This window comes from Streptomyces sp. ADMS (genome assembly GCF_033441795.1).
GTDB lineage: Bacteria > Actinomycetota > Actinomycetes > Streptomycetales > Streptomycetaceae > Streptomyces.
Map to the genome: position 1 here is coordinate 40,142 of NZ_JAVFVX010000029.1, position 22,537 is coordinate 62,678.

Annotated in this window: 24 protein-coding genes; 9 read left to right on the forward strand and 15 right to left on the reverse strand. The window is 70.2% G+C overall.

Annotated features, from left to right (window positions below; all coding sequences use genetic code 11):
- Positions 1 to 63: 63 nt before the first annotated feature.
- The 6 genes from RB628_RS15260 to RB628_RS15285 all read right to left on the reverse strand — a co-directional run bounded on the left by RB628_RS15260 (position 64) and on the right by RB628_RS15285 (position 5,643).
- On the reverse strand, positions 64 to 747 hold the full coding sequence (locus RB628_RS15260; RefSeq protein WP_318320952.1) for a uracil-DNA glycosylase: 684 nt from the start codon (positions 745 to 747) through the stop codon (positions 64 to 66).
- Between the two features lie 117 nt (positions 748 to 864).
- A complete protein-coding gene (locus RB628_RS15265; RefSeq protein WP_318320953.1) occupies positions 865 to 2,445 on the reverse strand; it encodes an ABC transporter substrate-binding protein in 1,581 nt (526 codons plus the stop codon).
- Positions 2,446 to 2,805: 360 nt separating this feature from the next.
- Complete coding sequence (locus tag RB628_RS15270) at positions 2,806 to 3,564, reverse strand: SDR family oxidoreductase (protein ID WP_318320954.1); 759 nt, start codon at positions 3,562 to 3,564, stop codon at positions 2,806 to 2,808.
- Positions 3,565 to 3,580: 16 nt separating this feature from the next.
- Positions 3,581 to 4,342 (reverse strand): 3-oxoacyl-ACP reductase FabG, encoded by a 762-nt coding sequence (gene fabG, locus RB628_RS15275; RefSeq protein ID WP_318320955.1) that lies wholly within the window; start codon positions 4,340 to 4,342, stop codon positions 3,581 to 3,583.
- Between the two features lie 138 nt (positions 4,343 to 4,480).
- Complete coding sequence (locus tag RB628_RS15280; protein ID WP_318320956.1) at positions 4,481 to 4,864, reverse strand: DUF3037 domain-containing protein; 384 nt, start codon at positions 4,862 to 4,864, stop codon at positions 4,481 to 4,483.
- Positions 4,861 to 5,643, reverse strand: coding sequence for a HipA family kinase (locus RB628_RS15285; protein WP_318320957.1), 783 nt, complete (start codon positions 5,641 to 5,643; stop codon positions 4,861 to 4,863). Before RB628_RS15285 ends, RB628_RS15280 begins: the two co-directional genes overlap by 4 nt.
- 114 nt (positions 5,644 to 5,757) lie before the next feature.
- Here RB628_RS15285 and RB628_RS15290 point away from each other — a divergent pair, with 114 nt between their 5' ends.
- A complete protein-coding gene (locus RB628_RS15290; protein ID WP_318320958.1) occupies positions 5,758 to 6,195 on the forward strand; it encodes a Rieske (2Fe-2S) protein in 438 nt (145 codons plus the stop codon).
- A gap of 3 nt (positions 6,196 to 6,198) precedes the next feature.
- Here RB628_RS15290 and RB628_RS15295 read toward each other — a convergent pair whose 3' ends face one another.
- The gene (locus RB628_RS15295; protein ID WP_318320959.1) at positions 6,199 to 6,849 is read right to left on the reverse strand and encodes a cysteine hydrolase; all 651 of its coding nucleotides are present in this window, start codon (positions 6,847 to 6,849) and stop codon (positions 6,199 to 6,201) included.
- Between the two features lie 145 nt (positions 6,850 to 6,994).
- On the opposite strand from RB628_RS15295, the gene RB628_RS15300 reads away from it, so the two are divergent.
- Positions 6,995 to 7,462 carry a pyridoxamine 5'-phosphate oxidase family protein gene (locus RB628_RS15300; RefSeq protein ID WP_318320960.1) on the forward strand — a complete coding sequence of 156 codons (468 nt, stop codon included), beginning with the start codon at positions 6,995 to 6,997 and terminating at the stop codon, positions 7,460 to 7,462.
- A gap of 427 nt (positions 7,463 to 7,889) precedes the next feature.
- On the opposite strand, the gene RB628_RS15305 is transcribed toward RB628_RS15300, so the two are convergent.
- Entirely contained in the window at positions 7,890 to 8,792 is a 903-nt protein-coding gene (locus RB628_RS15305; protein ID WP_318320961.1) for a LysR family transcriptional regulator, read from the reverse strand.
- 73 nt (positions 8,793 to 8,865) lie between these two features.
- Here RB628_RS15305 and RB628_RS15310 point away from each other — a divergent pair, with 73 nt between their 5' ends.
- Complete coding sequence (locus RB628_RS15310; protein WP_318320962.1) at positions 8,866 to 9,837, forward strand: DMT family transporter; 972 nt, start codon at positions 8,866 to 8,868, stop codon at positions 9,835 to 9,837.
- Positions 9,838 to 10,146: 309 nt separating this feature from the next.
- Here the strand turns inward: RB628_RS15310 and RB628_RS15315 are convergent, their stop codons facing one another.
- Positions 10,147 to 11,478, reverse strand: coding sequence for an aminotransferase class I/II-fold pyridoxal phosphate-dependent enzyme (locus RB628_RS15315; RefSeq protein ID WP_318320963.1), 1,332 nt, complete (start codon positions 11,476 to 11,478; stop codon positions 10,147 to 10,149).
- A 46-nt stretch (positions 11,479 to 11,524) separates the two neighbouring features.
- On the opposite strand from RB628_RS15315, the gene RB628_RS15320 reads away from it, so the two are divergent.
- A complete protein-coding gene (locus tag RB628_RS15320) occupies positions 11,525 to 12,277 on the forward strand; it encodes a pyridoxamine 5'-phosphate oxidase family protein (protein WP_318320964.1) in 753 nt (250 codons plus the stop codon).
- Between the two features lie 5 nt (positions 12,278 to 12,282).
- Positions 12,283 to 12,915: an FMN-binding negative transcriptional regulator gene (locus RB628_RS15325; RefSeq protein ID WP_318320965.1), complete on the forward strand. Its 633-nt coding sequence runs from the start codon at positions 12,283 to 12,285 to the stop codon at positions 12,913 to 12,915.
- 141 nt (positions 12,916 to 13,056) lie between these two features.
- Here RB628_RS15325 and RB628_RS15330 read toward each other — a convergent pair whose 3' ends face one another.
- The 3 genes from RB628_RS15330 to RB628_RS15340 form a co-directional block, all read right to left on the reverse strand.
- Positions 13,057 to 14,013, reverse strand: coding sequence for a DMT family transporter (locus tag RB628_RS15330; protein ID WP_318320966.1), 957 nt, complete (start codon positions 14,011 to 14,013; stop codon positions 13,057 to 13,059).
- A gap of 222 nt (positions 14,014 to 14,235) precedes the next feature.
- Positions 14,236 to 15,231, reverse strand: coding sequence for an EamA family transporter (locus tag RB628_RS15335; protein WP_318320967.1), 996 nt, complete (start codon positions 15,229 to 15,231; stop codon positions 14,236 to 14,238).
- A gap of 98 nt (positions 15,232 to 15,329) precedes the next feature.
- Positions 15,330 to 15,908 carry a Clp protease N-terminal domain-containing protein gene (locus tag RB628_RS15340; protein WP_412180657.1) on the reverse strand — a complete coding sequence of 193 codons (579 nt, stop codon included), beginning with the start codon at positions 15,906 to 15,908 and terminating at the stop codon, positions 15,330 to 15,332.
- A 210-nt stretch (positions 15,909 to 16,118) separates the two neighbouring features.
- Between RB628_RS15340 and RB628_RS15345 the strand changes: the two genes are divergently transcribed.
- Positions 16,119 to 16,307: a hypothetical protein gene (locus tag RB628_RS15345; protein ID WP_318320969.1), complete on the forward strand. Its 189-nt coding sequence runs from the start codon at positions 16,119 to 16,121 to the stop codon at positions 16,305 to 16,307.
- Between the two features lie 115 nt (positions 16,308 to 16,422).
- The gene (locus RB628_RS15350; protein ID WP_318320970.1) at positions 16,423 to 16,851 is read left to right on the forward strand and encodes an SRPBCC family protein; all 429 of its coding nucleotides are present in this window, start codon (positions 16,423 to 16,425) and stop codon (positions 16,849 to 16,851) included.
- 118 nt (positions 16,852 to 16,969) lie between these two features.
- Here RB628_RS15350 and RB628_RS15355 read toward each other — a convergent pair whose 3' ends face one another.
- Positions 16,970 to 17,605 (reverse strand): PadR family transcriptional regulator, encoded by a 636-nt coding sequence (locus RB628_RS15355; RefSeq protein WP_318320971.1) that lies wholly within the window; start codon positions 17,603 to 17,605, stop codon positions 16,970 to 16,972.
- A gap of 195 nt (positions 17,606 to 17,800) precedes the next feature.
- Between RB628_RS15355 and RB628_RS15360 the strand changes: the two genes are divergently transcribed.
- Together RB628_RS15360 and RB628_RS15365 are read left to right on the forward strand one after the other, a co-directional pair.
- Positions 17,801 to 18,499, forward strand: a complete 699-nt coding sequence (locus RB628_RS15360; RefSeq protein ID WP_318320972.1) for a response regulator transcription factor — start codon at positions 17,801 to 17,803, stop codon at positions 18,497 to 18,499.
- 90 nt (positions 18,500 to 18,589) lie between these two features.
- Positions 18,590 to 19,399, forward strand: coding sequence for a PhzF family phenazine biosynthesis protein (locus RB628_RS15365; RefSeq protein WP_318320973.1), 810 nt, complete (start codon positions 18,590 to 18,592; stop codon positions 19,397 to 19,399).
- Between the two features lie 59 nt (positions 19,400 to 19,458).
- Here RB628_RS15365 and RB628_RS15370 read toward each other — a convergent pair whose 3' ends face one another.
- Entirely contained in the window at positions 19,459 to 20,259 is an 801-nt protein-coding gene (locus RB628_RS15370) for a type II CAAX endopeptidase family protein (protein ID WP_318320974.1), read from the reverse strand.
- 303 nt (positions 20,260 to 20,562) lie between these two features.
- Complete coding sequence (locus RB628_RS15375; protein WP_318320975.1) at positions 20,563 to 22,080, reverse strand: glutamate--cysteine ligase; 1,518 nt, start codon at positions 22,078 to 22,080, stop codon at positions 20,563 to 20,565.
- Between the last annotated feature and the right edge of the window lie 457 nt (positions 22,081 to 22,537).

The window sequence follows — 22,537 nt, forward strand, 5'->3', positions numbered from 1 at the left end:
TGACAATGCCGGTCAGGCGGGCCGGTGCGGCACCGGCCCGGCGGCGCGGCTCCCCCTCCCTGATCAGCCCAGGTCGGGAATCGTCCAGTCGATCGGCTCGTGACCCTGACCGGCCAGCGCCTCGTTGATCCGTGTGAACGGGCGCGAGCCGAAGAACTTCTTCGCGGACAGCGGCGACGGGTGCGCCCCCTTCACCACCACGTGCCGCTCCTCGTCGATCAACGGGAGTTTCTTCTGCGCGTAGTTGCCCCACAGGACGAAGACCACCGGGTCGGGACGGTCGGCCACGGAGCGGATCACCGCGTCCGTGAACTTCTCCCAGCCCTTTCCCTTGTGCGAGTTGGCCTCGCCGGAGCGGACCGTGAGCACCGCGTTGAGCAGCAGCACGCCCTGCTCGGCCCACGGCATCAGACAGCCGTTGTCGGGAACGGGCGTGCCCAGCTCCTCCTTCATCTCCTTGTAGATGTTGCGGAGCGAGGGCGGGGTCTTCACCCCGGGCCGGACCGAGAAGCACAGGCCGTGGCCCTGCCCCTCACCGTGGTAGGGGTCCTGACCGAGGATCAGGACCTTCACCTTGTCGTACGGCGTCGCGTCGAGCGCGGCGAACACCTCTTCGCGCGGAGGATGGACAGGACCCTTCGCCCGCTCCTCCTCGACGAACTCGGTCAGCTCCTTGAAGTAGGGCTGCTGCAGCTCGTCACCCAGGACGCCGCGCCAGGACTCGGGCAGCATGGCGATGTCGGTCACGTGAACTTCCTCCGGTGTGCGGTGTGTTCCACTCACCGAAGAACCTACCGGCGCCCACTGACAACGGGGCAAGGACAACGGTCCCCGACGCCGGCCGTGCTCGAGCCGCGCGCTCCGCTACCAGCTGGTCTTCCAGTACAGCTCCCACATCACCATCATCGTCGCCGGGTCGATGGACGCCTCCGCGCCGCCGATCTCCTCGTTCGCCGCCACGTGTTGCTTGCCCTGCCACAGCGGCAGCAGCCGGGCATCGTCCAGGAGGATCTGCTGGGCCTCCTCGAACTCCTCGCCCACGGCACCGCGGTCGCTCTCCCGTCGTGACGCGGGCAGCAGTTCACCGGTGATCTCGGGTGACGTGTACGGCGTACCGAGCGCGTTCTGCTCACCGACGAAGGGGGCGATGAAGTTGTCGGCGTCGGGGAAGTCGGGGAACCAGCCGCGCCCGAACACCGGGTACTCGCCCTTCTGGTAACCGTCCACGTAGGTTTTCCAGGGACGGCTCTGGAGCGTGACGGTGAACAGGTCGGAGGCCTCCAGCTGCCGCTTCAGCTCCTCGAAGGCCGGCTTGGTCTGGGAGCCGTAGCGGTCGCTCGTGTACCAGAGGGTGAGCGGGACCCGCTCGGTGATGCCGTCCTCCAGGAGGATCTGCTTGGCCTTGGAGGAACTGGGCCTCCCGAAGTCGTCGAAGAACCCCGTGGTGTGCCCGACCAGGCCCTTGGGAATCATGGAGTACAGCGGCTCCACGGTGTCCTTGTAGATGTTGTGGGCGAGCGCCGGACGGTCGACGATCTGGGCGATCGCCTGGCGGACCGAGAGCTTGCTGGACCACGGGTCCTTGGGATTGAACACCAGGTAACTGATCTCGGTGGTGGGGTTCTCGATGAGCTGGAGCCCCTGCTCCTTCTCGTTGTCCTGGATGTCCACGATGTCCGTCGCACTGAGACCGCGGTAGATGACGTCGACCGTCTTGGCCCGGAGAGCGTCGGCCACCTCGGACGACTCCTGGAAGTAACGGATGGTGACAGCGTCGTTCCTGAGGTCCGCGATGCCCTTGTACTTGTCGTTCCTGACAAGTACGGCCTTGTCGCCCTCCTTGTAGGACTCCAGGGTGTAGGGCCCCGAGCCACTGACCTTGCCGTCCTCGCGGAGGGACTTCGCGGGGTATTCCTCGGGATCCACGATCGACATGGCGGGCGTGGAGAGCACGAAGGGGAACGTCGCGTCGGCCTGGTTCAGGTGGAAGACGATCTCGCGGTCGCCCTTCACCTCGATCCGGTCGAGGCTGGTCAGCAGGCCGGCGGGGCCGCCGTTGACGTTGATCGCCTTGATCCGGTCGATGGAGTACTTGACGGCCTGCGCGTCCAGTTCGTGCCCGTCCGAGAACTTCAGACCATCGCGCAGCTCACAGCTGTACACCGTGCTCGAACTGTCGGTGAACTCGCAGCTCTTGGCGGCGTCCGGCTTGAGCTCGGACCCGCCGGTGCCGAAGTTGAGCAGGGTCTGGTGGACGTTGCGGAACAGCTCCCAGGAGCTGTCCCACGAGGCCGCAGGATCCAGCGTGCTGGGTCCACTGGTCGTCCCCACCACGATCGGCTTCCCGTCGTTGGAGGAGCCGGAGGAGAAGACTCCGCATCCGGCGACCATGGATATGGACGCGGCTGTCGCCAGCTGCCGCAGGCCCCGGTTCCGGTTGAACACGTGCACGCTCCTCGATCTGCCATACCAAGCCAACGGTCGGCAGACCATACCGCAGTGCCCCACCGGGTGGTCCAGCTTCCTGGGAGGCCGCTTGATCAGCGCGTATCGGACGGCACTGTCATCGGACTGCGTGACCTCGCATGTCGACACAGGAGCTTTTTCTGTCAGCCCCCGGTGCATAGGTTTGCGATGGTCGACATGGGAACTTTCGGCCGCTCATCTTCCGGTGGATGTCGGAGCGGACATCAAAATCGACAGCACAAGGAGACGTCGCGCAGAGCCGCCACTGCCGCGACGCGGGGCGGACGCTCCCTCACCGGGGAACGCCCGCCCCACCCTCGTACCCATGGGGTACGCGCGTCAGCTGTTGCCCGCCTTGAGGAAGATGCCGCCGTCGACCACGAGCGTCTGGCCGGTGATCCAGTCGGCCTGGGCCGAGGTCAGGAACGCGGCGGCGCCGCCGATGTCGGAGGGTACCCCGAGGCGGCCGAGCGGATAGGCGGCGGCCGCCTCCTCCTCCCGGCCCTCGTACAGCGCCTGCGCGAACTTCGTCTTCACGACGGCCGGCGCGATCGAGTTGACCCGTACCCCGGGCGCGTACTCGTGCGCCAGTTGCAGCGTCAGGTTGTCCATCGCGGCCTTGCTGATGCCGTACGCGCCGATGAACGGGGAGGCCGAGAGACCGGCGACGGACGTGATGTTGACGATCGCGCCGCCGTTCTCCTTCTGCCAGGCGTGCCAGGTCTTCTGGGCGAAGCCGAGCGCCGAGACGACGTTGGTCTCGAAGACCTTGCGCGCCACGTTGAGGTCGAGGTCGGCGATCGGCCCGAACACCGGGTTCGTACCGGCGTTGTTGACGAGGTGGTCGACGCGCCCGAACGCCTCCAGGGCGCGCTCGACGGCGACGGCCTGGTGGGCCTCGTCGTGGGCCTTGCCGGCCACGCCGATGACCCGGTCGGCGCCGAGTGTCTCGACAGCCTCCTTGAGCGCGTCCTCGTTGCGTCCGGTGATGCACACGCGGTCGCCGCGCGCGAGCAGCGCCTCGGCGATGCCGTAGCCGATGCCCCGGCTGGCGCCGGTGATGAGAGCGACCTTGCCCGAGAGTTCCACAGTGGTCATGTTCCTGTCCCCGGCCCTAGTCGAGCGGTCCGCCGGCGACGTACAGCACCTGGCCGGAGACGAATCCGGCGGCCTCGCCCGTGAAGAAGGCGATCGCGTTGGAGATGTCGTCCGGGTTGCCCACGCGCTGCACGGGGATCTGGGTCGCGGCGGCGGCCTTGAAGTCCTCGAAGCCCATGCCGACACGCTCGGCGGTGGCGGCGGTCATGTCGGTGGCGATGAAGCCGGGGGCGACGGCGTTCGCGGTGACGCCGAACTTGCCGAGTTCGAGGGCGAGGGTTTTGGTGAAGCCCTGCAGACCGGCCTTGGCGGCGGAGTAGTTGACCTGGCCGCGGTTGCCCTGGGCGGAGGACGAGGACAGGTTCACGATCCGGCCGAACTTGGCGTCCACCATGTGTTTCTGACAGGCCCTCGACATCAGGAAGGCGCCACGCAGGTGCACGTTCATGACCGTGTCCCAGTCGGACACGCTCATCTTGAAGAGCAGGTTGTCGCGCAGGACACCCGCGTTGTTGACGAGGATCGTGGGTCCGCCCAGTTCCTCGGCGATGCGTGTGACCGCGGCCTCGACCTGGGCCTCGTCGGAGACGTCGCAGCCGACTGCGATCGCCTTGCCACCGGCGGCGGTGATCTTCTCGACGGTGTCCTTGCAGGCGGCCTCGTCGAGGTCGATCACCGCGACGGCGCGGCCCTCCGCCGCCAGTCGTACGGCGGTCGCGGCGCCGATGCCGCGCGCACCGCCGGTGACTACGGCGACCCGCTGCTCTGTGGTGGACATTGCTGGTTCTCCTCGCCCTTGAAAAGCCTGCGGCCCACGGTACGCCCTCAGGTGAGCGACCGCTTAGTACCTTCGGTACACGTGACGCTAGAAGTCCTGGCACCCGGTGTCAACGGCCTGCCACACCGGTGTGAGCCATTACCTGACCAGCAGGTCGAGCAGCCGATCCGCCTCGGCCCCCGGATCGGCGGTGAGGCCCGTGTGCACAGGCCCCGGCTGGACCACGGTCGAGCGCGGCGCGATCAGCCAGCGAAAGCGCCGTCCGGCATCGTCCAGCGCCGCCTGACCTGCGGCTGCCCCACCCGCACAGACCCCTTCGACCGCACGCAGCGCTGCCTGCACACCGGCCACGTCGGCCTGCGGGTCCAGCGCCCGCAGCTTGCCCTCGTCCAGATGTGTGCGCGCCGCGACGAAGGACTTGGCGCGGCAGTACACCAGGACACCGGCGTTGAAGCACTCACCGCGCTCGATCCGCGGTACGACCCGCAGCAACGCGTACTCGAAGACGTCCCGCTCGCTCACTTCTCCCCCTTGAGGCCCTGGACGCGCTCGACGCCTGTGACGCGCTCGTGGATGACGGCGGCGCGTGCGAGGAGCGGCTGCGCGTAGGCCCGCCGGAGCGCGTCCGGCGACTCGAACCCGGGTTCGTCCGCGAGCCAGGCGTCGGGGATCTCGGCGGTCACCTCGGCGAGCAGTTCCTCGGTGACCAGCGGCGCCAGTCCGGCGGCGGCCGAGGCGATGTCCGGGCCGAACGGCGCGAGCGCGTGCTCGGAGACGTCGTACGGCTTGGCGGCGGAGGCCTGGGCACCGGGCCAGTGGTGATGCCAGATCATCGTGGCGCCGTGGTCGATGAGCCACAGGTCGCCGTGCCACATCAGCAGGTTCGGGTTGCGCCAGGACCGGTCGACGTTGTTGACGAGCGCGTCGAACCACACCACCCGCCCGGCCTCCTCGGCGCTCACCTCGAAGGCGAGGGGGTCGAATCCGAGCGCCCCCGACAGGAAGTCCATGCCGAGGTTGGTGCCGCCGCTGGACCTGAGCAGTCCCTGCACCTCCTGGTCGGGCTCGCCGAGGCCCAGCACCGGGTCGAGGGCGACCGTCACCAGCCCCGGCACCCGCAGGCCCAGCCGCCGGGCCAGTTCACCGCAGACGACCTCGGCGACGAGTGTCTTGCGCCCCTGTCCCGCGCCGGTGAACTTCATGACATACGTGCCGAGATCGTCGGCCTCGACGAGCCCCGGCAGCGAGCCGCCCTCACGCAGGGGCGTGATGTAGCGGGTCGCGATGACTTCCTTGAGCATCGGCCCAGGTTACTGGGGCGTTCACGGGCGGATGCCCGCCCCGCGTGAACGGCGCGCACGTGGGGTTCGTATCTTCGTACGGATCAGGAAATGCCTGCGGAAGGAAACGCCAGCATGAGCAGCGCCTCGCTTCAGCCCGTATCGGGACCGGCACGTCGTACGGTCATGGCGGCGGCCGGCGCGGCGGGGCTCACCGTCGCGCTGACCGCGTGCGGGTCGGAGGACGACTCGTCCGACGCCGCCACCGAGCAGGGCGCCGCCGCCGGCACCGCCCTCGCGAAGACCTCCGACATCCCGGAGGGCGGCGGCAAGATCTTCAAGGACCAGGGCGTGGTGGTCACTCAGCCGACGGCGGGCACCTACAAGGCGTTCTCGTCGAAGTGCACCCACGCGGGCTGCGCGGTGACGGGCGTCGCCAACGGCGTCATCAGCTGCGCGTGCCACAACAGCGAGTTCTCGGCCACCGACGGCAGCGTGAAGAAGGGCCCCGCGACCGAGGCACTGGCCGCCGAGGAGATCACCGTCTCCGGGGATTCCATCACTCTGGCCTGAGCCTCACCCTCGCCCGGCGTGGCGAGGCCGCCTGAGACAGGCCAGCACCTCGTCGGCGGTCGCGACCGTGGCGACCAGCGCGAGGGTGTTGCGGATCATCGCGGGGGTGTAGTCGGAGGGCACCCCCGCGATGGCGTCCCTGGGCACGACGACGGTGTATCCACGGTTCACGGCGTCGAACACGGCGTTGGGAATCGCGACGTTGGCCGAGACCCCGGTCACGATCAGCGTGCGGCAGCCCAGGTTGCGCAGCAGGGCGTCGGCCTCGGTGCCCTGGATCGGCGACAGGCCGTGCAGCCGCCGTACGACAAGGTCCTCGTCGGCAACCTCGACGGGCGGGGCGACGCGCACCGCGGTGCTGCCCGTGAGCTGCTGGACGGGGAGCCGTTCGGCGGCGCGGAAAAGCCGGGCGTTGCGGTTCGCGCCCCGGCCGTCCGGACGGCGTTCGGCGATCGCGTGGATGACCTGGACTCCGGTCTCGTGGGCGGCGGCGACCAGCCTGGCGACCTGGGTGAGCGCCCCCGACGACCGCACCTCCTCGGCGAGTTCGGGCAGGGCGCTGTCCGGTCCGACGACGCCCTGCTGGCACTCGACGGTGAGCAGGACCGTGGCCGCGGGGTCGAGGAGTTCGCTGAGCTGTTCGCACGACGGCATGGCGCTCCCTGGCCGCGGACACTATGGACGGGCGGGCGAGACTAACGCCCGTTGCGTATGGACGGAAGACAACCCATTTTCTTTTCTGACGTGATGTCAGAGGATCACCTCTGACACGACGTGGGAAAACAAGAGGGGGGATCGCATGACCGCCACTCAGCGCCGGGGCCGGAAGATCATGATGACGCCGGGCGAACTGGACGAGTTCCTGACGACCCAGCGCACCTGCCGGGTCGCCACCGTGTCGACCGAGGGCGCTCCGCACGTGAGCACGCTGTGGTTCGCCTGGGACGGCACGTCGATGTGGCTGTACTCGGTGGTCCGCAGCAAGCGCTGGACCGACCTGTGCCGCGACCCACGGGTCGCGATAGTCGTCGACACGGGCGAGGAGTACGACGAACTGCGCGGCGTCGAACTGTCCGGCGCCGTCGAGTTCGTCGGCGAGACCCCGCGCACCGGCGAACTGCGCGCCGAACTGGACGTCCCGGAGACGCTGTTCGCCCGCAAGAACTTCCGCCTGGACGAGATGCCGCACGACGGCAGACACGCGTGGATACGCCTGACTCCGGAAAAAATCGTCTCCTGGGACTTCCGCAAGCTACCTGCGCGGTAGGCGACATATCAGCTGCTCCGGCTCCTGATGACAAGACCGGTACGACACAACCGTCTCTCCCACCGCCCACCGCTCCCACGGCCCAGCCGGCACCCCTGCAGCCCATCCGGCGTTCGAGGACAATGCCTGCCCAGGGCCGGCTTCTCTCCCACCCACGCACCCCGCCACGTCTCCACCCCAGGCGAAACCCTTCCGCCCCAGGCGGGACCCCTCCAGCGCCGGCCGGTACCTTCCCGGCGCCGGCCGGCATCTCCAGCCCGTCTGGCGTTCCCCCTCTGGGGGAGTTCGAGGACGAGGCCCGGTGAGGGCCGTAGCAGGGGTCTGGGGGCGCAGCCCCCAGGAACGGCATGGGACGGGTACTGGCAGCGGGGGCGAAACCCCCCGCATACCCCTGGCACCCTCACCCGCCAAACCCGCGGAGCGCGTCTCACCCGACCGTCCGCCCCGCCGCCCGCAGCGCCTCGACCGCCGCACGGATCGACGGACGGCGGTCGGCATCCGCGCGCCAGACCACGTACACATGGCGGCGCACGCGCTGACGCAGCGGAACGGTGACGACTCCGGCGGGTACGGGGTGGCGGCCCAGCAGCGGGGCGATGCACACGCCGAGCCCCGCGGCGACCAGCGCCAGCTGAGTGTGCGTCTCCGCCGCGCGATGACCGACGCACGGCTCGACACCCTTGGAACGCAGCGTGAACATCAGCCACTCATGACAGAACTCGCCCTCGCCCCAGGTGATCCACTCGTCCTCGGCGAACTCCCCGAGGTCCACTGCGCTCCGGTCGGCGAGCGGATGGCCGACCGGCAGCGCCACGTCCGCCCGGTCGTCGAGGATCGATGCCTTCACCAGACCGTCGGGCAGCGGCATCGGCTTGTTGTACCAGTCGAGCACGACCGCCAGGTCGAGATCTCCGCGCACCACCCCGGCGACCCCAGCTTCCGGTTCCAGCTCGCACGAGCGCAACCGCAACCCGGGGTGCTCCGCGCGCAGGGTCGCGAGCGCTGCCGGGAACAGCCCGCGCGCGGCGGTCGGGAACGCGGAGAGCCGCAGTTCGCCCACCACCTGTCCGCGCTGCGCCTCCAGGTCGGACTGGGCCAGCTCGACCTGGGACAGGATGCGCGCGGCGTGGTCCGCGAGCAGCCGTCCCGCGTCGGTGAGCCGCACGCCCCGCCCGTTCTTGGCGAGCAGCTGTTGCCCGACTTCCCGCTCCAGCTTGGACATCTGCTGCGACACGGCGGACGTCGTCACATGCAGCCCCTCGGCCGCCCCGCTGACCGAGCCGTGCCGGGCGAGGGCGTCGAGGGTGCGCAGGCGCTCCAGGTTCAACATGTAAGTGATTCTACGAGATTCGGCGAACAAATGCTCGCTTGTGCTACGAGATCGACTCCGGGATCGTAGCCGCATGAGCCGCCTCACCACCCCGGAACCAACCAGCCCACAACCCACGCAACCGGCACTCCCGCCCGCACCCTCACCCTCCCCGGCCCGCCGCCGCCCCGCCCTTGACTGGCGCATCCGCTTCGCCGTGCTGTCCCTGATCTGGGGCTTCAGCTTCCTGCTGATCAAGGTCGGTACGCAGGGTTTCGCGCCGTTCCAGGTCACCTTCGGCCGACTGCTGTTCGGTACGGCGGTCCTGGCGGCGGCCCTGGCCGTGAAGCGGGAGGGGTTGCCGCGCGGCGCGCGTACGTGGGGGCATCTCGCGGTGGCAGCGTTCCTGCTGAACGCACTGCCGTTCTCGCTGTTCGCGTACGCGGAGCTGACGATCCCGTCGACCCTCGCCGGCATCTGCAACGCGACCTCGCCTCTGTGGGGCATGGCCCTGTCCCTGGTCGCACTCTCGGAGGACCGTCCTACGCGGGTGCGGGTGGCCGGTCTCGGCCTGGGCTTCGCAGGTGTGCTGACCGTTCTCGGCGCCTGGCAGGGTTTCCACGGCCTGGACGCGACGGGCACGGCACTGGCTCTGCTGGCCTCCCTCAGCTACCCGGTCGGCTGGATCTACGTCCGCCGCACGCTGGCGGGTTCTAACCACTCCCATCTGTCGCTCAGTGGCGCCCAACTGCTGTTGGCCACCTTCCAACTGGCCGTGGTCACACCGCTGTTCACTCGGATACCCGACGACCTCCCCCTCGCGCCGCTGCTCGCGACCGTCACCCTCGGCGCACTGGGCACGGGCGTCGCGATGCTGCTGCAGTACGGCCTGGTCGCCGAGACGGGCCCGACGACCGCCCAGATGGTCACGTACTTCATCCCGGTCATCGCCACGGTCGCCGGCGTCACCCTGCTCGGTGAGACCCTGACCTGGTCGACACCGGTGGGTGCGGTGGTGATACTGGCCGGCGCGGCGCTCACCCAGGCCGGCCACAGGCGCCGCTAGTGCCTCTCTGGGGGCAACGCCGGAGAGGCGGGGCCTGGCATGCCCGTCTCCGGCGTTGCCGTCACGCCCGAACAACCTCGCCCGGGGACCCGTTCATCCCCGGCTCCCCTTCACCCGCCCGGCGCCGCGGCCATGCTCCGTGATCCGCCGGACAGATCCCGGGCCAAGCCTCGGACGCGGTTCCGCGCCGAGCGCGCCCCGGAAACTCCGGTGCGCCGTCCGCGGGTCCGTCGGGGCCGGTCGCACCCATGCGGCGGAGCCTCGGAGCTGCACGGCCCCGCCCCTTCGGGGCGCCTTCACCGGGCCCGCTCAGACGTGGGTCCGCGCGCCGGCCGGTCTCACCGCCGAGGCGATCGCGTCCGCCAGCGGCCCCGTCTCCGCCTGGGTCAGGGTGGCGACGGTCACCCTGATGCCGGACGGGGCGTTCATCCGGAAGCGGGCGCCGGGGGCGACGGCCCAACCCGCGTGCAGCAGCCGGGCGACCGCGCCGGTCTCGTCCGGGACCGGGATCCACACGTTCAGCCCGCTGCGTCCATGGGCCGCGACCCCCCGCTGCGCGAGCGCCTCGATCAGCGCGTCCCGACGCCGCCCGTACGCCGAGGCCACCACGCGCGTGTCCAGCGCGTCATCGGCCCACAGCCGTACGACGGCCCGCTGCAGCAGCCGGCTGACCCATCCCGGCCCGAGCCGCTGCCGTCCCAGAACCCGGTCGACGGTGACGGCGTCCCCGGTGAGAACGGCGAGGCGCAGATCGGGACCGTACGCCTTGGCGACCGAGCGGACGAACGCCCAGTGCCGGGTGACCCCGGCCAGCGGATGAAGGGGCTGGTCGACGATCCGGTAGCCGTGGTCGTCCTCGATGAGCAGGGCCTCCGGGTGCTCTCGGAGCACGGAACGCAGGGCACGCGCACGCGTGGCGCTCAGCACGGCCCCGGTCGGGTTCTGCGCACGGTCCGTGACGATCAGCGCCCGCGCCCCGCCCGCCAGCACCTGCCGCACGTCCTCGGCGCGCGGCCCCTCGTCGTCGACACCCACCGGGACCATGCGCAGCCCCAGCGCCGGCACGAGGTCCAGCAGCCCGCCCCACCCGGGGTCCTCGACGGCGACGGTGTCCCCGGGCCTGAGGTGTACGGAGAGGACGCGCTCGATGCCGTCCAGGGCACCGGAGGTGACGGCGAGGGACCCGTCCGGCACGCCGTCGGCGTCGAGGCCGGCGCGGGCGATGCGGGCCAGCTCGGGTTCGACGGTGGCGTCTCCGTAGAGCACCGGCGCCCGGTCACCCTGCTCGCCCGCCGCCGCGAACGCCGCCGCCAGTGACGGCAGCAGCGCCGGATCGGGATTGCCGTGCGCCACGTCCCGCACACCGGCCGGCACCTCCACCCGGATGTACTCCCGCCCGGTGGTGGCGGGCTTGGAGCGCACCCGACTGCCGCGCCGCCCATGGGTCTCGATGACCCCGCGTTCGCGCAGCGTGCGATAGGCAGCGGCCACGGTGTTGGGATTCACCGCCAGCCGCTCAGCCAACTCCCGCATGGGCGGCAGTAGTTGGCCGGGCTCCAGCTCACCGGCACCCACCGCGCTTTCGACGCTCGCGGAAATCTCTGCCGCACCCCGACCTTTGATCGGATATTCTCCTAGCACAACAAAGATTATGTACTAGTGCAATAGAGGACGCAAGGAGACCGCGATGCCGGGGACCCCACAGGACGCAGAGCAGGACGCCGTGCAGGAATCGACGCCGCAGGCGCCACAGGCGGCCGCCGGCCAATCGCCCCCACAACCCACCGACGCCACCTACGCCCCGACCGATCGCACGGTCCCCACCCGCTCCCCCCACCGGGCTTCGTACGACAAGGAGTCGGTGCACGCGATCCTCGACGAGGGCTATGTGTGCCACCTCGGTTTCGTCCGCGACGGCGCGCCGGTCGTACTGCCGACGCTGTACGCGCGGGTCGGCGAGCGCCTCTACGTGCACGGGTCGACGGGCTCGCGCCCGCTGCGGATGACGGGCCAGGCCGACCCGGGTCTGCCGGTCTGCCTGACGGTCACGCATGTGGACGCGCTGATCCTGGCCCGTTCAGCCTTCCACCACTCGATCAACTACCGCTCGGTGGTGGCCCACGGCATCGCCCACCAGGTGACGGACCCGGAGGAGAAGCGCCTGGCCCTGGACGCCCTGGTCGACAACGCGGTGGCCGGCCGCTCGGCCGACTCGCGGCCCGCCAACAACAAGGAACTGGCTGCCACCGCCGTGATCCGCATCGACCTCGGCGAGGTCTCCGCGAAGGTGCGCACGGGCGGGGTGAACGACGAACCCGAGGACCTCGCCCTCCCCCACTGGGCCGGCGTGGTCCCGCTGCGAAAGGGGTACGCAACCCCGCTCGACGACGCGGAGCTGGCACCGGGGACCCGGCTTCCCGACTATCTCAGGGCGCTCTGATCCCGATGCTGATCCATCCCTGGGACGCGGCGCGCGACGACGCGGAGTGGCAGCAGTGGCTTTCCGCCCGCGACTTCGGCCAGCTCTCGGTCAACGGCTTGCCTGGCGAGGCGCCGTACGTCCAGCCGCTGCACTTCGCCTACGACGCCGGGCGCGCCGAGGCGGTCACCCATCTCGCCCGCCCGAACCCGCTCTGGCCCGCGCTGGAAAGGAACCCCGCTGTACTCCTGAGCGTGGTCGACGACTACACGTTCATTCCCGGACCGTGGCAGGCCGCCCCGGACGGCCCCTCCGAGCAGGGCACGCCGACGAGCTTCTACGCGGCCGTCCAACTCCGGTGCACCGCGCACGTCGTGGACGACCCGGCGGAGAAGGCCGCCCTGCTCAACCGTCAGACGGGCCACTTCCAGCCGGAAGGCGGCTCGGCGCGAGTGGCGGCGGACGAGGCGCCGTTCGGGCGGATGCTCGCCGGTATCCGTGGCATCAGGCTCGAAGTGACGGACGTACGGGCGAAGTTCAAGTACGCCGGGAAAAAGCCAGTAGAGGTCCAGGACCGCATCGCGGCCGGGCTGGCGGCGCGGGGCGGGCCACGGGACGCTGGGGCACTGGCGGTTCAGCGGCGCAGGCGGGTGCTGTAACGCGTCGCTGCTCGTCGACGGTCTTCTCATCGACGCTCGGCGCATCGTTGTGCGGCTCGCCGACGTTCCCAGGCCCTGTGGACGGCGGGGCGCTCAGGCTGCCCAACAACCGCGTCGGACGCCTCGCAGGGCACGTGAAGCTCAGCCGAACGCGCCTCCGGGCTCCGTCCGCCGCTCCACACCACCGCCCCGCGTCTCCGCCACCGCGAGTCCCGCGACCGCGCCCAGCATCAGCAGCGTGCCCACGACGGTCGCCGCCGTCAGCCGCTCACCGAGCAGGGTGACGGCGAGAACCGCCGCGCTCACCGGTTCCAGGAGCATGATCACGGAAACGGTCGCCGAGCGGACGACGGCGGCGCCGGCGAAGTACAGCCCGTACGCCAGGGCGGTCGGCACAGCGGCGACGTACACCAGGAGTCCGGCCAACCGCAGTCCGTCGCCGGTGTGCGGCAGGAGTCCCTCGGCGAGCCCGAACGGCAGCAGGCACAGTGTCGTCACGCCGAAGGCCCTGACCGACGTGCCGAACGCGTCCGTTGCTCCGTCCCGCCCCCACCAACGGGTGAGGACCGTCATCGAGGCGTAGCCGGCCGCGGACAGCACGGCCCATGCGAGCCCTGACGGCCGCACCTCGGCGTCGCCGCCGCCCAGCACCAGCACAGCGAGCCCGGTGAACGCTCCGGCGCCGGCGACGATCCCGCCCGCCCCCAGCCGCTCGCCCATGGTCAGCCGGGCACCCAGTGCGATGAGGACGGGCCCGGCGCCCAGTGTGACGACGGTGGCGACCGCCAGGCCGGTGGCCTGGACTGACGCGAAGTACGCGGTCTGGAACACGGCGAGCGAGAGTCCGGTGACCCCGGCGCGCAGGGCCTTTCGGCGCCACGGTTCGGACCCGGCCGGCGTACGGCGGCGCAGTGACCGGGCCAGGAGCAGCAGCACGAATCCGCCCGCGCAGCGCCAGAACGAGAGGGCGACGGGGCCCATGTCGCTCACCCGGTAGACGAGGGAGGCGGCAGCGCCCGCGGTGCCCCAGGCGGCACCGGCGACGACAAGGAACAACAGGCCTCGCCCGATGGGCAGGCCGGAAACAGCATTCGACACGTGAGTCTCTCCGCAGACGTGCGGAGACCGGCCGAAAGACCGTCCGCCGCACGGAAGTTGACGAAAGGACCCGGGCCCTCAGGGCTTCAGGGGGTCCTCGGACGTCGTCTGCGGGCAGCACCGTTCAGCCCGACGGCGATGCGTCGGGCAAAATCTCCGGGGAGCCCGCCTCAGGCGGCCGGCGGCGGAAGGACGAGTGCGCGTGCGTACATGATCGCGACCCTACGCGGCGGTACGGCGGGCCGTCACATCCTTTTCGGGTCCCCGGGCGACCGGTTCCGCCGACCCCTTGGCAGGCGCCGACGACTGCGCGATGAACGCGCCCACCAGAACCACCGCGCCCCCGACGATCTGCGGCGCCGACAGGCGCTCGCCCAGCAGCACCCAGGCCAGCACGGTCGCGACGACCGCCTCCAGACACGCCACGACCCCGGCGACCTGCGGCGAGAGCCGCCGTACGGCAAGCACACCCGTGACGTACGCGACGACCGTGGCGACCAGCACGATCCAGCCCAGCAGCAGCCCGGCCATGACGGGCGCGCCGTCCATGTGCGCGGTGCCCGCGAGCACGGACCAGTCCATGCGCCACGGACGCGCCACGAAGGTCAGCACCAGCGCGCCGACGAGGAGACCATGGGCGATGACACCTAGCGGGTCCGGCGCTTCGTCGCCGGCGTCGCTGCCCTGGTCGGACAGGACGAAGTAGCCGACCTGACAGCAGGCGGCGCCCAGAGCGAGCAGCAGCCCGATGGCGTCGAAGCCCAGCCCGGCCCACACCTCGACGACACAGGCGAGCCCGCCGACCGCGAGGACCACACCGAGCGCGGCGGCACGGGTCACGGGCCGGCGCTGCACGAACCGCACCCAGCCGAGCACAAGCGCGGGTGCGAGGTACTCGACAAGCAGGGCGACCCCAACGGGGATGCGGGAGATCGCGGCGAAGTAGCAGGCCTGGACACCAGCCACGGCAAGCAGTCCGAACCCGGCGAGCAACGCGGGCCGCCGGCGCACCAGCGCGCGGTGCCGCAGGGCCAGGGGCAGCATCACGACAGCCGCGCCCGCCACCCGCAGCCACACCACGTGCAGCGGATCGAGGCCGGCCTCGATCAACGGCTTGGCCGCGACCCCGGATCCTCCGAACGCGACCGCCGAGACCAGCGCGAGCCCGAGCCCGACACCCTTGCCCCGGCCGCCCTCACCGCTCCCTGACGTACGCACCGGCCCATGATGACAGGCGACGACATGACCGTCACCCCCGATAGCACCTGTCTCACCGGCTGGACGGACACAGGGACTCCGTCGAGCGGGCGCGCGCCTCAGTCGCTGTCAACGCCCCCGGCATACTTCCCCCACCCCGCCGCCGTCCGTTCGACCTGGTGCACCCGTACCAGCAGTTCCCCCGCGTCGACTCCGCCCCGCCGCAGCACCTCCACGGCCCGGCACTTCGGATCCTCGACGATCGCCGCGAGCAGATCGATCCCGTGGGCCCGTGCGTCACCGCGGCGCCCGGCCCGCTCGCACGCCTCCTCCAGCGCGCCCGCCGCGACCGGCGACCAGCCCGCTGTACCCGCAGCCCCCGGCACCACGGGCAGGGCCCCGGAGTCCTCGACGGAGCTCTGCCACCGCAGTCCGTAGCCGATACTGCGCTGCACGAGATAGCCCAGCAGCCGCGCCACCTGCGGGCCACCGCCCTCGAACACCGCGCACACGTCTGGATCGGACTCCAGGAGCGTGTGCAGCAGATGGGCCGTGTCGATCTGCCGGTCCCCGTCCCGCAGCGCCCGTCTACGGGCACCGGCGACCACCGCTGCCAGCTCTGCGGTAAGCCTGGCATCGTTGTCCACGCGGTTCGCACCGTGCTCAGTGGTCGACTGTCGGGGCGTACGGGGTTGCACGTCCCCCACCCCATCAGTCCCGGCCGATCCGGTCATCCCCTCGACGCACCATTTTCACGTCCCGCGGAAGGTGGGCACCAGGTGGCCGAATCTCCTCCTTACGGATGACATCACGCCGCCCCGACACGAAGTCGACGCATGGGGCGCGCACACGCTCGCCGCGCGCCCTGAGCGCAACCGGGGGCACCCGCTCGTACGTCCCACACCAACATGGAGAGCAGGTGCTGGCTGGTGGCGCTGCCCGCCACGGACGGCAGACAGTACGTGTACCGGGTGTACGCCCCGGAGGACGCGCTGCGCGCCGACCTGTTCTGGGAGGCGTGGCACTGCCATGACGAAAGCCCCTTCCCGCGCGCGTGCGACCTGTTCGACGCGGCGGAGATACGCCGGGTCGGCTGAGCCCGTCGCACCCGCCGACTCAGCACGCCATTTCTGACGACTCGTCAGTATTGAATGTTCCAGCTCTTGCGGCTACGTTCCGCGACACCGCAGCCCGAGACACAGAGGTGGTCGCATGGCCGAAATAAGCGCGGAGGCACGCATCCCGGCACCGGCGGAGAAGATCTGGGCGCAGCTGACGGACTGGCCGGCGTACGGAGCGTGGAACGCGACCCACACGAGCTTCCCGAAGGGCGGCCCCTCCGCACTGGAGGTCGGCGGCACCTTCGAGGAGAACATGAAGCTGATGGGTTTCCCGGCCGAGGTCGACTGGACCATCGAGGAGCTGGAGACCGCCCGCACTCTTGCCATCCGGGGCAAGGGCCCGATGGCCGTGACGGTCGCCACGCGCTACACCCTCACGCCCGACGGCGACGCGACGACGGTCCGTATCGACGGCGAGTTCACCGGAGCGGCCGTCTCCCTGATGGCCGGCAAGCTGAAGGACTCGGGGACGGCCGCCCTGAACGAGTCCCTGCGCAAACTGGCCGGCCTGGTGATCTGAGCGACGGCCGCAAGCCCGCACGACAGCGCGGAGGCGCCCCGCCGACACTTCCGCGGGGCGCCTCCGCACGCTGCGGGACGCGCCGCCGGGAGGCGGACACGTCTCCGAGGATGCCCCATCAGTCCTCGTCGGCGAGGATCAGGTACAGCTTCTTGCGCGCTTCGTTGATCACCGTTAGAGCCTTCTCGCGCTGCTCCTTGCTGCCCGTCTTCCAGACCTGGCCGAAGGCCTCCATCAGACCGAAGCCGGCCTGCCGGATGTCGTTCAGCGCCTCCCGGTCGACGCCACGCCCGGCCTCTTCCCAGGGCGCGTCGGGACCCTCGCCGGCCGCCGTGCGGCCGGACTCGGTGAGCGAGAACAGCTTCTTGCCGCCCTCGGACTCGCTGACGATCAGGCCCTCGTCCTCCAGCATCTGAAGGGTGGGGTAGACCGAGCCGGGGCTGGGCTTCCACGTCCCTCCACTGCGCTCGGCGATCTCCTGGATCATCTCGTAACCGTGCATGGGCCTGTCCTTCAGCAGGGCCAGGATCGACGCGCGGACATCACCGCGCCGCGCCCTGCCCCGCGGTCCGCCCCGGCCGCCGCGCCCGCCCCAGGGACCCGGACCACCGGGACCGCCGAAACCTGGCCCGAAGGGACCGAACGCGGCGCGCCGCCCCGCGAAGCCGCCCCGCCCGAAGGGGCCGGGACCGCCATGACCATGCGCGTGTCCGGGACCGAAGCCCGGACCGTATTCCTCTCCATGGGAACGCATCACAACCACTCCGTTCGTTGCATAGTCGTTGATCTGTCGCGATGCGTCAACGATATATCGAGATAGCTCACACAGCAACCCCCTTCAAGAAGTGACCCAGGCCACAGTAGAAACGATGACGTTTCGATAGCCGTGGGGGCTAGGCTGACGAAGCCAAAGTGAACGAAACAGTTTCGTACAAGGAGAGTGCCCGTCATGGCCTCCGTACTCGTCGTCCACCGTCAGTCCCTGCAGCGTCTCGGCCTGCGCATGCTCCTGGCAGCCGAACCCGACCTGACCGTCGTCGGCGAGGCGACCAGCGGTGCCGAGGCCTTTCGCATGAGTGCCGCGTTCGGACCCGACGTCGTCCTGATGGACAGCCTCGTGGTCGACACGGGCGGCATCGATGTCATCCGCCGCATCAGCCGGCCGCCCGCCCTCCCGCCGGTTTCCGAGCCCGCGAGAGCCACAGGACGCCCCCCGCGCGTCCTGGTCCTGACCCCCACCGACCACGAGCGGTACGCCTACGCGGCCCTGCGCGCCGGGGCCGGCGGGTTCCTTCCCCAGGACGCCACCCCTGAGGAACTGACCGCAGCCGTCCGTATCGTGGCCGCCGGAGACGCCGTCATCACCCCCGGCCTCACCCGCGCGCTCATCGACACCGTCCGCCACGAGCGCACCCTCGGCTCGCTGGAGCGGGAGAGCGAGCTCGGCGCGCTCACCAGCCGCGAACGTGACGTCCTCACCGCTGTCGCCGCCGGCTGGTCCAGCACCGAGATCGCCACGCGTCTGTCCATCTCACCCACCACGGTCAAGTCCCACGTCAGCCGCATCCTCGCCAAGATCGGCGCACGCGCGCGCGTGCAGGCGGTCGTCTTCGCGTACGAGTCCGGACTGGTACGGCCGGCAGCCTGACACTCCGGACCGCCCGCCGGGCCCAACCAGGTCCAGCACCCGCGAATTGGCCTTGGCCCGCCTCCCCGTCGTCCCTCTAGCGTCGTCACCATGCGCATTCGAATCGTCGACGCCTTCACCGACCGCCCCTTCGCCGGCAACCCGGCCGGCGTCATGCTCCTCGACGCCTTCCCGGACGACACCCGGCTGCAGCAGATCGCCCTGGAGGTCAACCACGCCGAGACGGCGTTCGCCCACCGCCTTCTCGGGGGCGGCGAGGCCGACTGGGCACTGCGCTGGTTCACCCCGGCCGCCGAGGTCGCCATGTGCGGCCACGCCACGCTCGCCACGGCCCACGTCCTGCACACCACGGGCGCCCATTCGGGACCCGTACGGTTCGCCACCCTCAGCGGCGTCCTCAGCGCGACGCCCGACGAGGACGGTTCGATCACCCTCGACTTCCCGACCGCCCCGCTCACCCGCGTCGAGCCGCCGGCCGGGCTCGCCGAGGCTCTGGGCGCCGAACCGGTCAGGGCCTTCGACACCGGCCCGGACATCAACGACCTGCTGATCGAGGTCGCCGACGAGAAGACGGTCCTGGGTCTCACCCCAGATCTGAAGGCCCTCGCCGCCCATTCGGAACGCGGCGTGATCGCCACCGCCCGCGCCGACAAGCCCGCCAAGGGCTACGACTTCGTCTCGCGCTGCTTCTTCCCACGGATCGGCATCAACGAGGACCCGGTCACCGGCAGCGCCCACACGGCCCTCGCCCCCTACTGGTCCGAGCGCCTCGGCCGCCCCGACCTCACAGGCCTGCAGGCATCCGCTCGCAGCGGTCTGGTCCGTACCCGGCTCCGCGGCGACCGCACCCTGCTGACCGGCCGGGCGATCACCACCATCGACGGCGAGCTGCTCGCCTGAGGACATGCGGAAGGGGCGAACGAAACCCTCGTGCGCCCCTCGCCCATCCCCCCAGCCACTCACGCGGTGGGCAGCCATCCCACCTTCCCCGCCAGCAGCGCGTAACCGACGAACGCCCCGATGTCGAGCAGTGAATGCGCCACGACCAGGGGTCCCACCCGCCCCCACCGCCGGTACAGGTACACGAACACCACCCCCATCACCAGGTTGCCGATGAACCCGCCGATGCCCTGGTACAGGTGGTACGACCCGCGCAGTACGGAACTGGCCACCAGTGCCGTCCCCGGGGTCCACCCCAACTGGTTCAGCCGACGCAGCAGATACGCGACGACGATCACTTCCTCCAGTACGGCGTTCTGCATGGCCGAGAGGATCAGCACCGGGTACTTCCACCACACCTCGGGCAGCGCCTCCGGCACCACCGTGAGGTTGAAGCCGAAGCCACGGGCCGCCAGATAGAAGGCGATTCCGCTGCTGCCGATCACCGCCGCGATCGCGGCCCCGCGGCCGAGGTCGGGCCAGGGCCGGGTGCGGTCGAAGCCCAGCGTCCGCAGCCCCTCGCCCTCGCGCAGCAGGAAGTGCGCGACCAGCGCCACCGGGACCAGCGCCGTCGTGATGCCGAAGAGCTGCCAGGCGAGATCCAACCATGGACGGCCCGGCGCCGCCGACGCGTTCAGAGTGGCCGCCTGGTCCTTGAGGCCGCCCGGTTTCGTGACCGATCCGACAAAGCTGATCAGGGCGGAGACACCGCTCGCACCGAGCGAAAGCCCCAGAACCAACAGCGTCTCGTCCCGGAGAGTCCGTCGCGACGGCCGCTCCTCAGGGAAAGAACCAGCCACCGCGCCCGCCTCCACCTGCACTCCTGCCTCCAGTTGTTCAATCCCGGCGCATCCCTGTCCTCGCCCTGCCAGGTTCTCGAATGCAGTTGCGAGACGAGGGCGGGACAGCAACACCACGGGACGTCACAGCTTGCCCGATCGATCTGAGACAGGCACCAGCGACCCCCGTGCACGCAGCCGACACGGCACTCGCCTCACCATCGCCGCAGGCACGGCAACGGCGTACAGAGCGGTCACTCTCCTTCGGCCCGCCCCGCCCGGAGGCCAGACCGCCGGGCGACGGACGGGTCGGATCACGAGGTCACGGACCCGCCCCCCGGGTGATCACCCCAGGCGCACCGGTTCCGGCAACCCCACAGGCCAGGTGTGCACAGGTTCCCCCAGGTGCATCAGCTCGCTGTAGCGCCGTGTGGTCGCGGCCAGCGCGGCATCCCGGGACAGCCCCATCTCCAGTGCCCGGTGGAAGGTGGCCGCCTGCCAGGACGCTCCGTTGGCCCGTCGCCGGCACCGTTCCTCGATCACCCCGAGGTACAGATCCCGGTCGGCGGGTTCGACCCCCCACGCGTCGAGGCCGGCCTCGGCGAGCGGCAGCAGTTCGTCCCTTACGAGGTGCACCGCGTCGACCTCCGCCGTGCCGCCGAACCGGCCGCCCCGGGGCCACTGGAGCCGCGCGTCGATGCCGTACCGGCAGGCGGCGTCGAAGTTGGCTGCGGCGGTCTCGAAGGGCAGCCGGGTCCATACGGGCCGCGACTCCTCGGCGAGCGACCGGACGACGCCGTAGTAGAAGGCCGCGTTGGCGATGACGTCCGTGACGGTGGGCCCGGCGGGCAGTACACGGTTCTCGACGCGCAGATGCGGAACGCCGTCCGCGATGCCGTAGACCGGGCGGTTCCAGCGGTACACGGTGCCGTTGTGCAGCACGAGCTCGGCGAGCTTCGGCACGCCACCGTTATCGAGGACGCTCAGCGGGTCCTCGTCGTCGCAGATCGGCAGCAGCGCCGGGTAATAGCGCAGGTTCTCCTCGAAGAGGTCGTACGCCGAGTCGATCCACCGCTCCCCGAACCAGGTGCGCGGCCGTACGCCCTGCGCCTGGAGCTCCGGCGGGCGCGTGTCCGTGGACTGTGTGAACAGCGGGGGCCTCGACTCGCGCCACAGTTCACGGCCGAACAGGAAGGGCGAGTTGGCGCCGATCGCGACCTGCGCGGCGGCGATCGCCTGTGCCGCGTTCCACACGTCGGCGAACCGCGCCGGAGTGACCTGGAGATGCAGTTGTACGGAGGTGCAGGCGGCCTCCGGAGCGATGGATCTCGACGTGCACGAGAGGCGTTCCACACCGTCGATGTCAAGCGTGAAGTCCTCACCGCGTGCGGCCACGATCTGGTTGTTGAGCAGGGCGTAGCGGTCGACGTCGGAAAGGTTGGAGGAGACCAGGTCGTCACGGTCGAGCGTCGGCAGAATGCCGATCATCATGATCCCCGCGTCGACCTCGTTCGCTTTCCGATGGGCATATGCCAGTGAAGTACGAAGCTCTTCGGCGAGCCGGTCGAATACCCGGCCGGCGAGGCGATGGGGGGCGATGTTGACTTCCAGATTGAACATGGCGAGTTCTGTTTGGAAATCTCGGCTTGCGATCCTTTCCAGTACTTGCGCATTCATCATTTTCGGCATGCCGTCGGGCCCGACGAGATTCAACTCGATCTCCAGGCCCAGAAGATTCTTCGGGCGGTCGAACCGCTTCTCGGCCAGCAGTCGCTCCAGCCCCGTCAGACACTGCCGCAGCTTGCCTCGGTAGCGCTGGCGACCGGACAGGTCGAAATGCCCCGCCACGACCTTCTCCCCCATCGAAGCGTCCCTCCTCGAGTGGGCAGGCCGAAGTCCGGCCACTGATGTCCCGGGTCACGTGGGATAGTGCCCACCCAACGCGATCAATAACGTCCCGCGCCTTCCTGTCACCCGCTACGCTGACCGATGTGACCGGCGGCACATTCACCCGGCATGGCACGGCATGCGGTGCGGGACCCGGCCACCCGCCAGTTTCGCGCACTTGGCGAACTCGTGAAAAACGCCGACGCCAATAGGCCGACCGCTCCCGGCGCGTATACCGAGGTCATCGGCGCAGACCAGCCGGGAATCGGGAGAAACGCCACGCAACACCGACCGAACAACCCCTTGCCCTTCACGCGGAAAACAGTTAGACGAAACATAGTCAGAACACGTGTCGTATAAACTCCGCGAACAAGGCAGAGAGTCGGCGCCCGGATCATGGGTCCTGCCGTCCAGGTGACGCACGGCAGGCCGC

Excerpts from the sequence above, each read along its gene's own strand:
- RB628_RS15270 (WP_318320954.1), bottom strand. The coding sequence starts at position 3,564 with ATGACCACTGTGGAACTCTCGGGCAAGGTCGCTCTCATCACCGGCGCC.
- RB628_RS15365 (WP_318320973.1), top strand. The coding sequence starts at position 18,590 with ATGCGCATTCGAATCGTCGACGCCTTCACCGACCGCCCCTTCGCCGGC.
- fabG (WP_318320955.1), bottom strand. The coding sequence starts at position 4,342 with ATGTCCACCACAGAGCAGCGGGTCGCCGTAGTCACCGGCGGTGCGCGC.
- RB628_RS15310 (WP_318320962.1), top strand. The coding sequence starts at position 8,866 with ATGAGCCGCCTCACCACCCCGGAACCAACCAGCCCACAACCCACGCAA.
- RB628_RS15305 (WP_318320961.1), bottom strand. The coding sequence starts at position 8,792 with ATGTTGAACCTGGAGCGCCTGCGCACCCTCGACGCCCTCGCCCGGCAC.
- RB628_RS15300 (WP_318320960.1), top strand. The coding sequence starts at position 6,995 with ATGACCGCCACTCAGCGCCGGGGCCGGAAGATCATGATGACGCCGGGC.
- RB628_RS15325 (WP_318320965.1), top strand. The coding sequence starts at position 12,283 with ATGCTGATCCATCCCTGGGACGCGGCGCGCGACGACGCGGAGTGGCAG.
- RB628_RS15320 (WP_318320964.1), top strand. The coding sequence starts at position 11,525 with ATGCCGGGGACCCCACAGGACGCAGAGCAGGACGCCGTGCAGGAATCG.
- RB628_RS15360 (WP_318320972.1), top strand. The coding sequence starts at position 17,801 with ATGGCCTCCGTACTCGTCGTCCACCGTCAGTCCCTGCAGCGTCTCGGC.
- RB628_RS15285 (WP_318320957.1), bottom strand. The coding sequence starts at position 5,643 with ATGCTCAAGGAAGTCATCGCGACCCGCTACATCACGCCCCTGCGTGAG.
- RB628_RS15350 (WP_318320970.1), top strand. The coding sequence starts at position 16,423 with ATGGCCGAAATAAGCGCGGAGGCACGCATCCCGGCACCGGCGGAGAAG.
- RB628_RS15290 (WP_318320958.1), top strand. The coding sequence starts at position 5,758 with ATGAGCAGCGCCTCGCTTCAGCCCGTATCGGGACCGGCACGTCGTACG.
- RB628_RS15375 (WP_318320975.1), bottom strand. The coding sequence starts at position 22,080 with ATGGGGGAGAAGGTCGTGGCGGGGCATTTCGACCTGTCCGGTCGCCAG.
- RB628_RS15355 (WP_318320971.1), bottom strand. The coding sequence starts at position 17,605 with ATGCGTTCCCATGGAGAGGAATACGGTCCGGGCTTCGGTCCCGGACAC.
- RB628_RS15295 (WP_318320959.1), bottom strand. The coding sequence starts at position 6,849 with ATGCCGTCGTGCGAACAGCTCAGCGAACTCCTCGACCCCGCGGCCACG.
- RB628_RS15345 (WP_318320969.1), top strand. The coding sequence starts at position 16,119 with ATGGAGAGCAGGTGCTGGCTGGTGGCGCTGCCCGCCACGGACGGCAGA.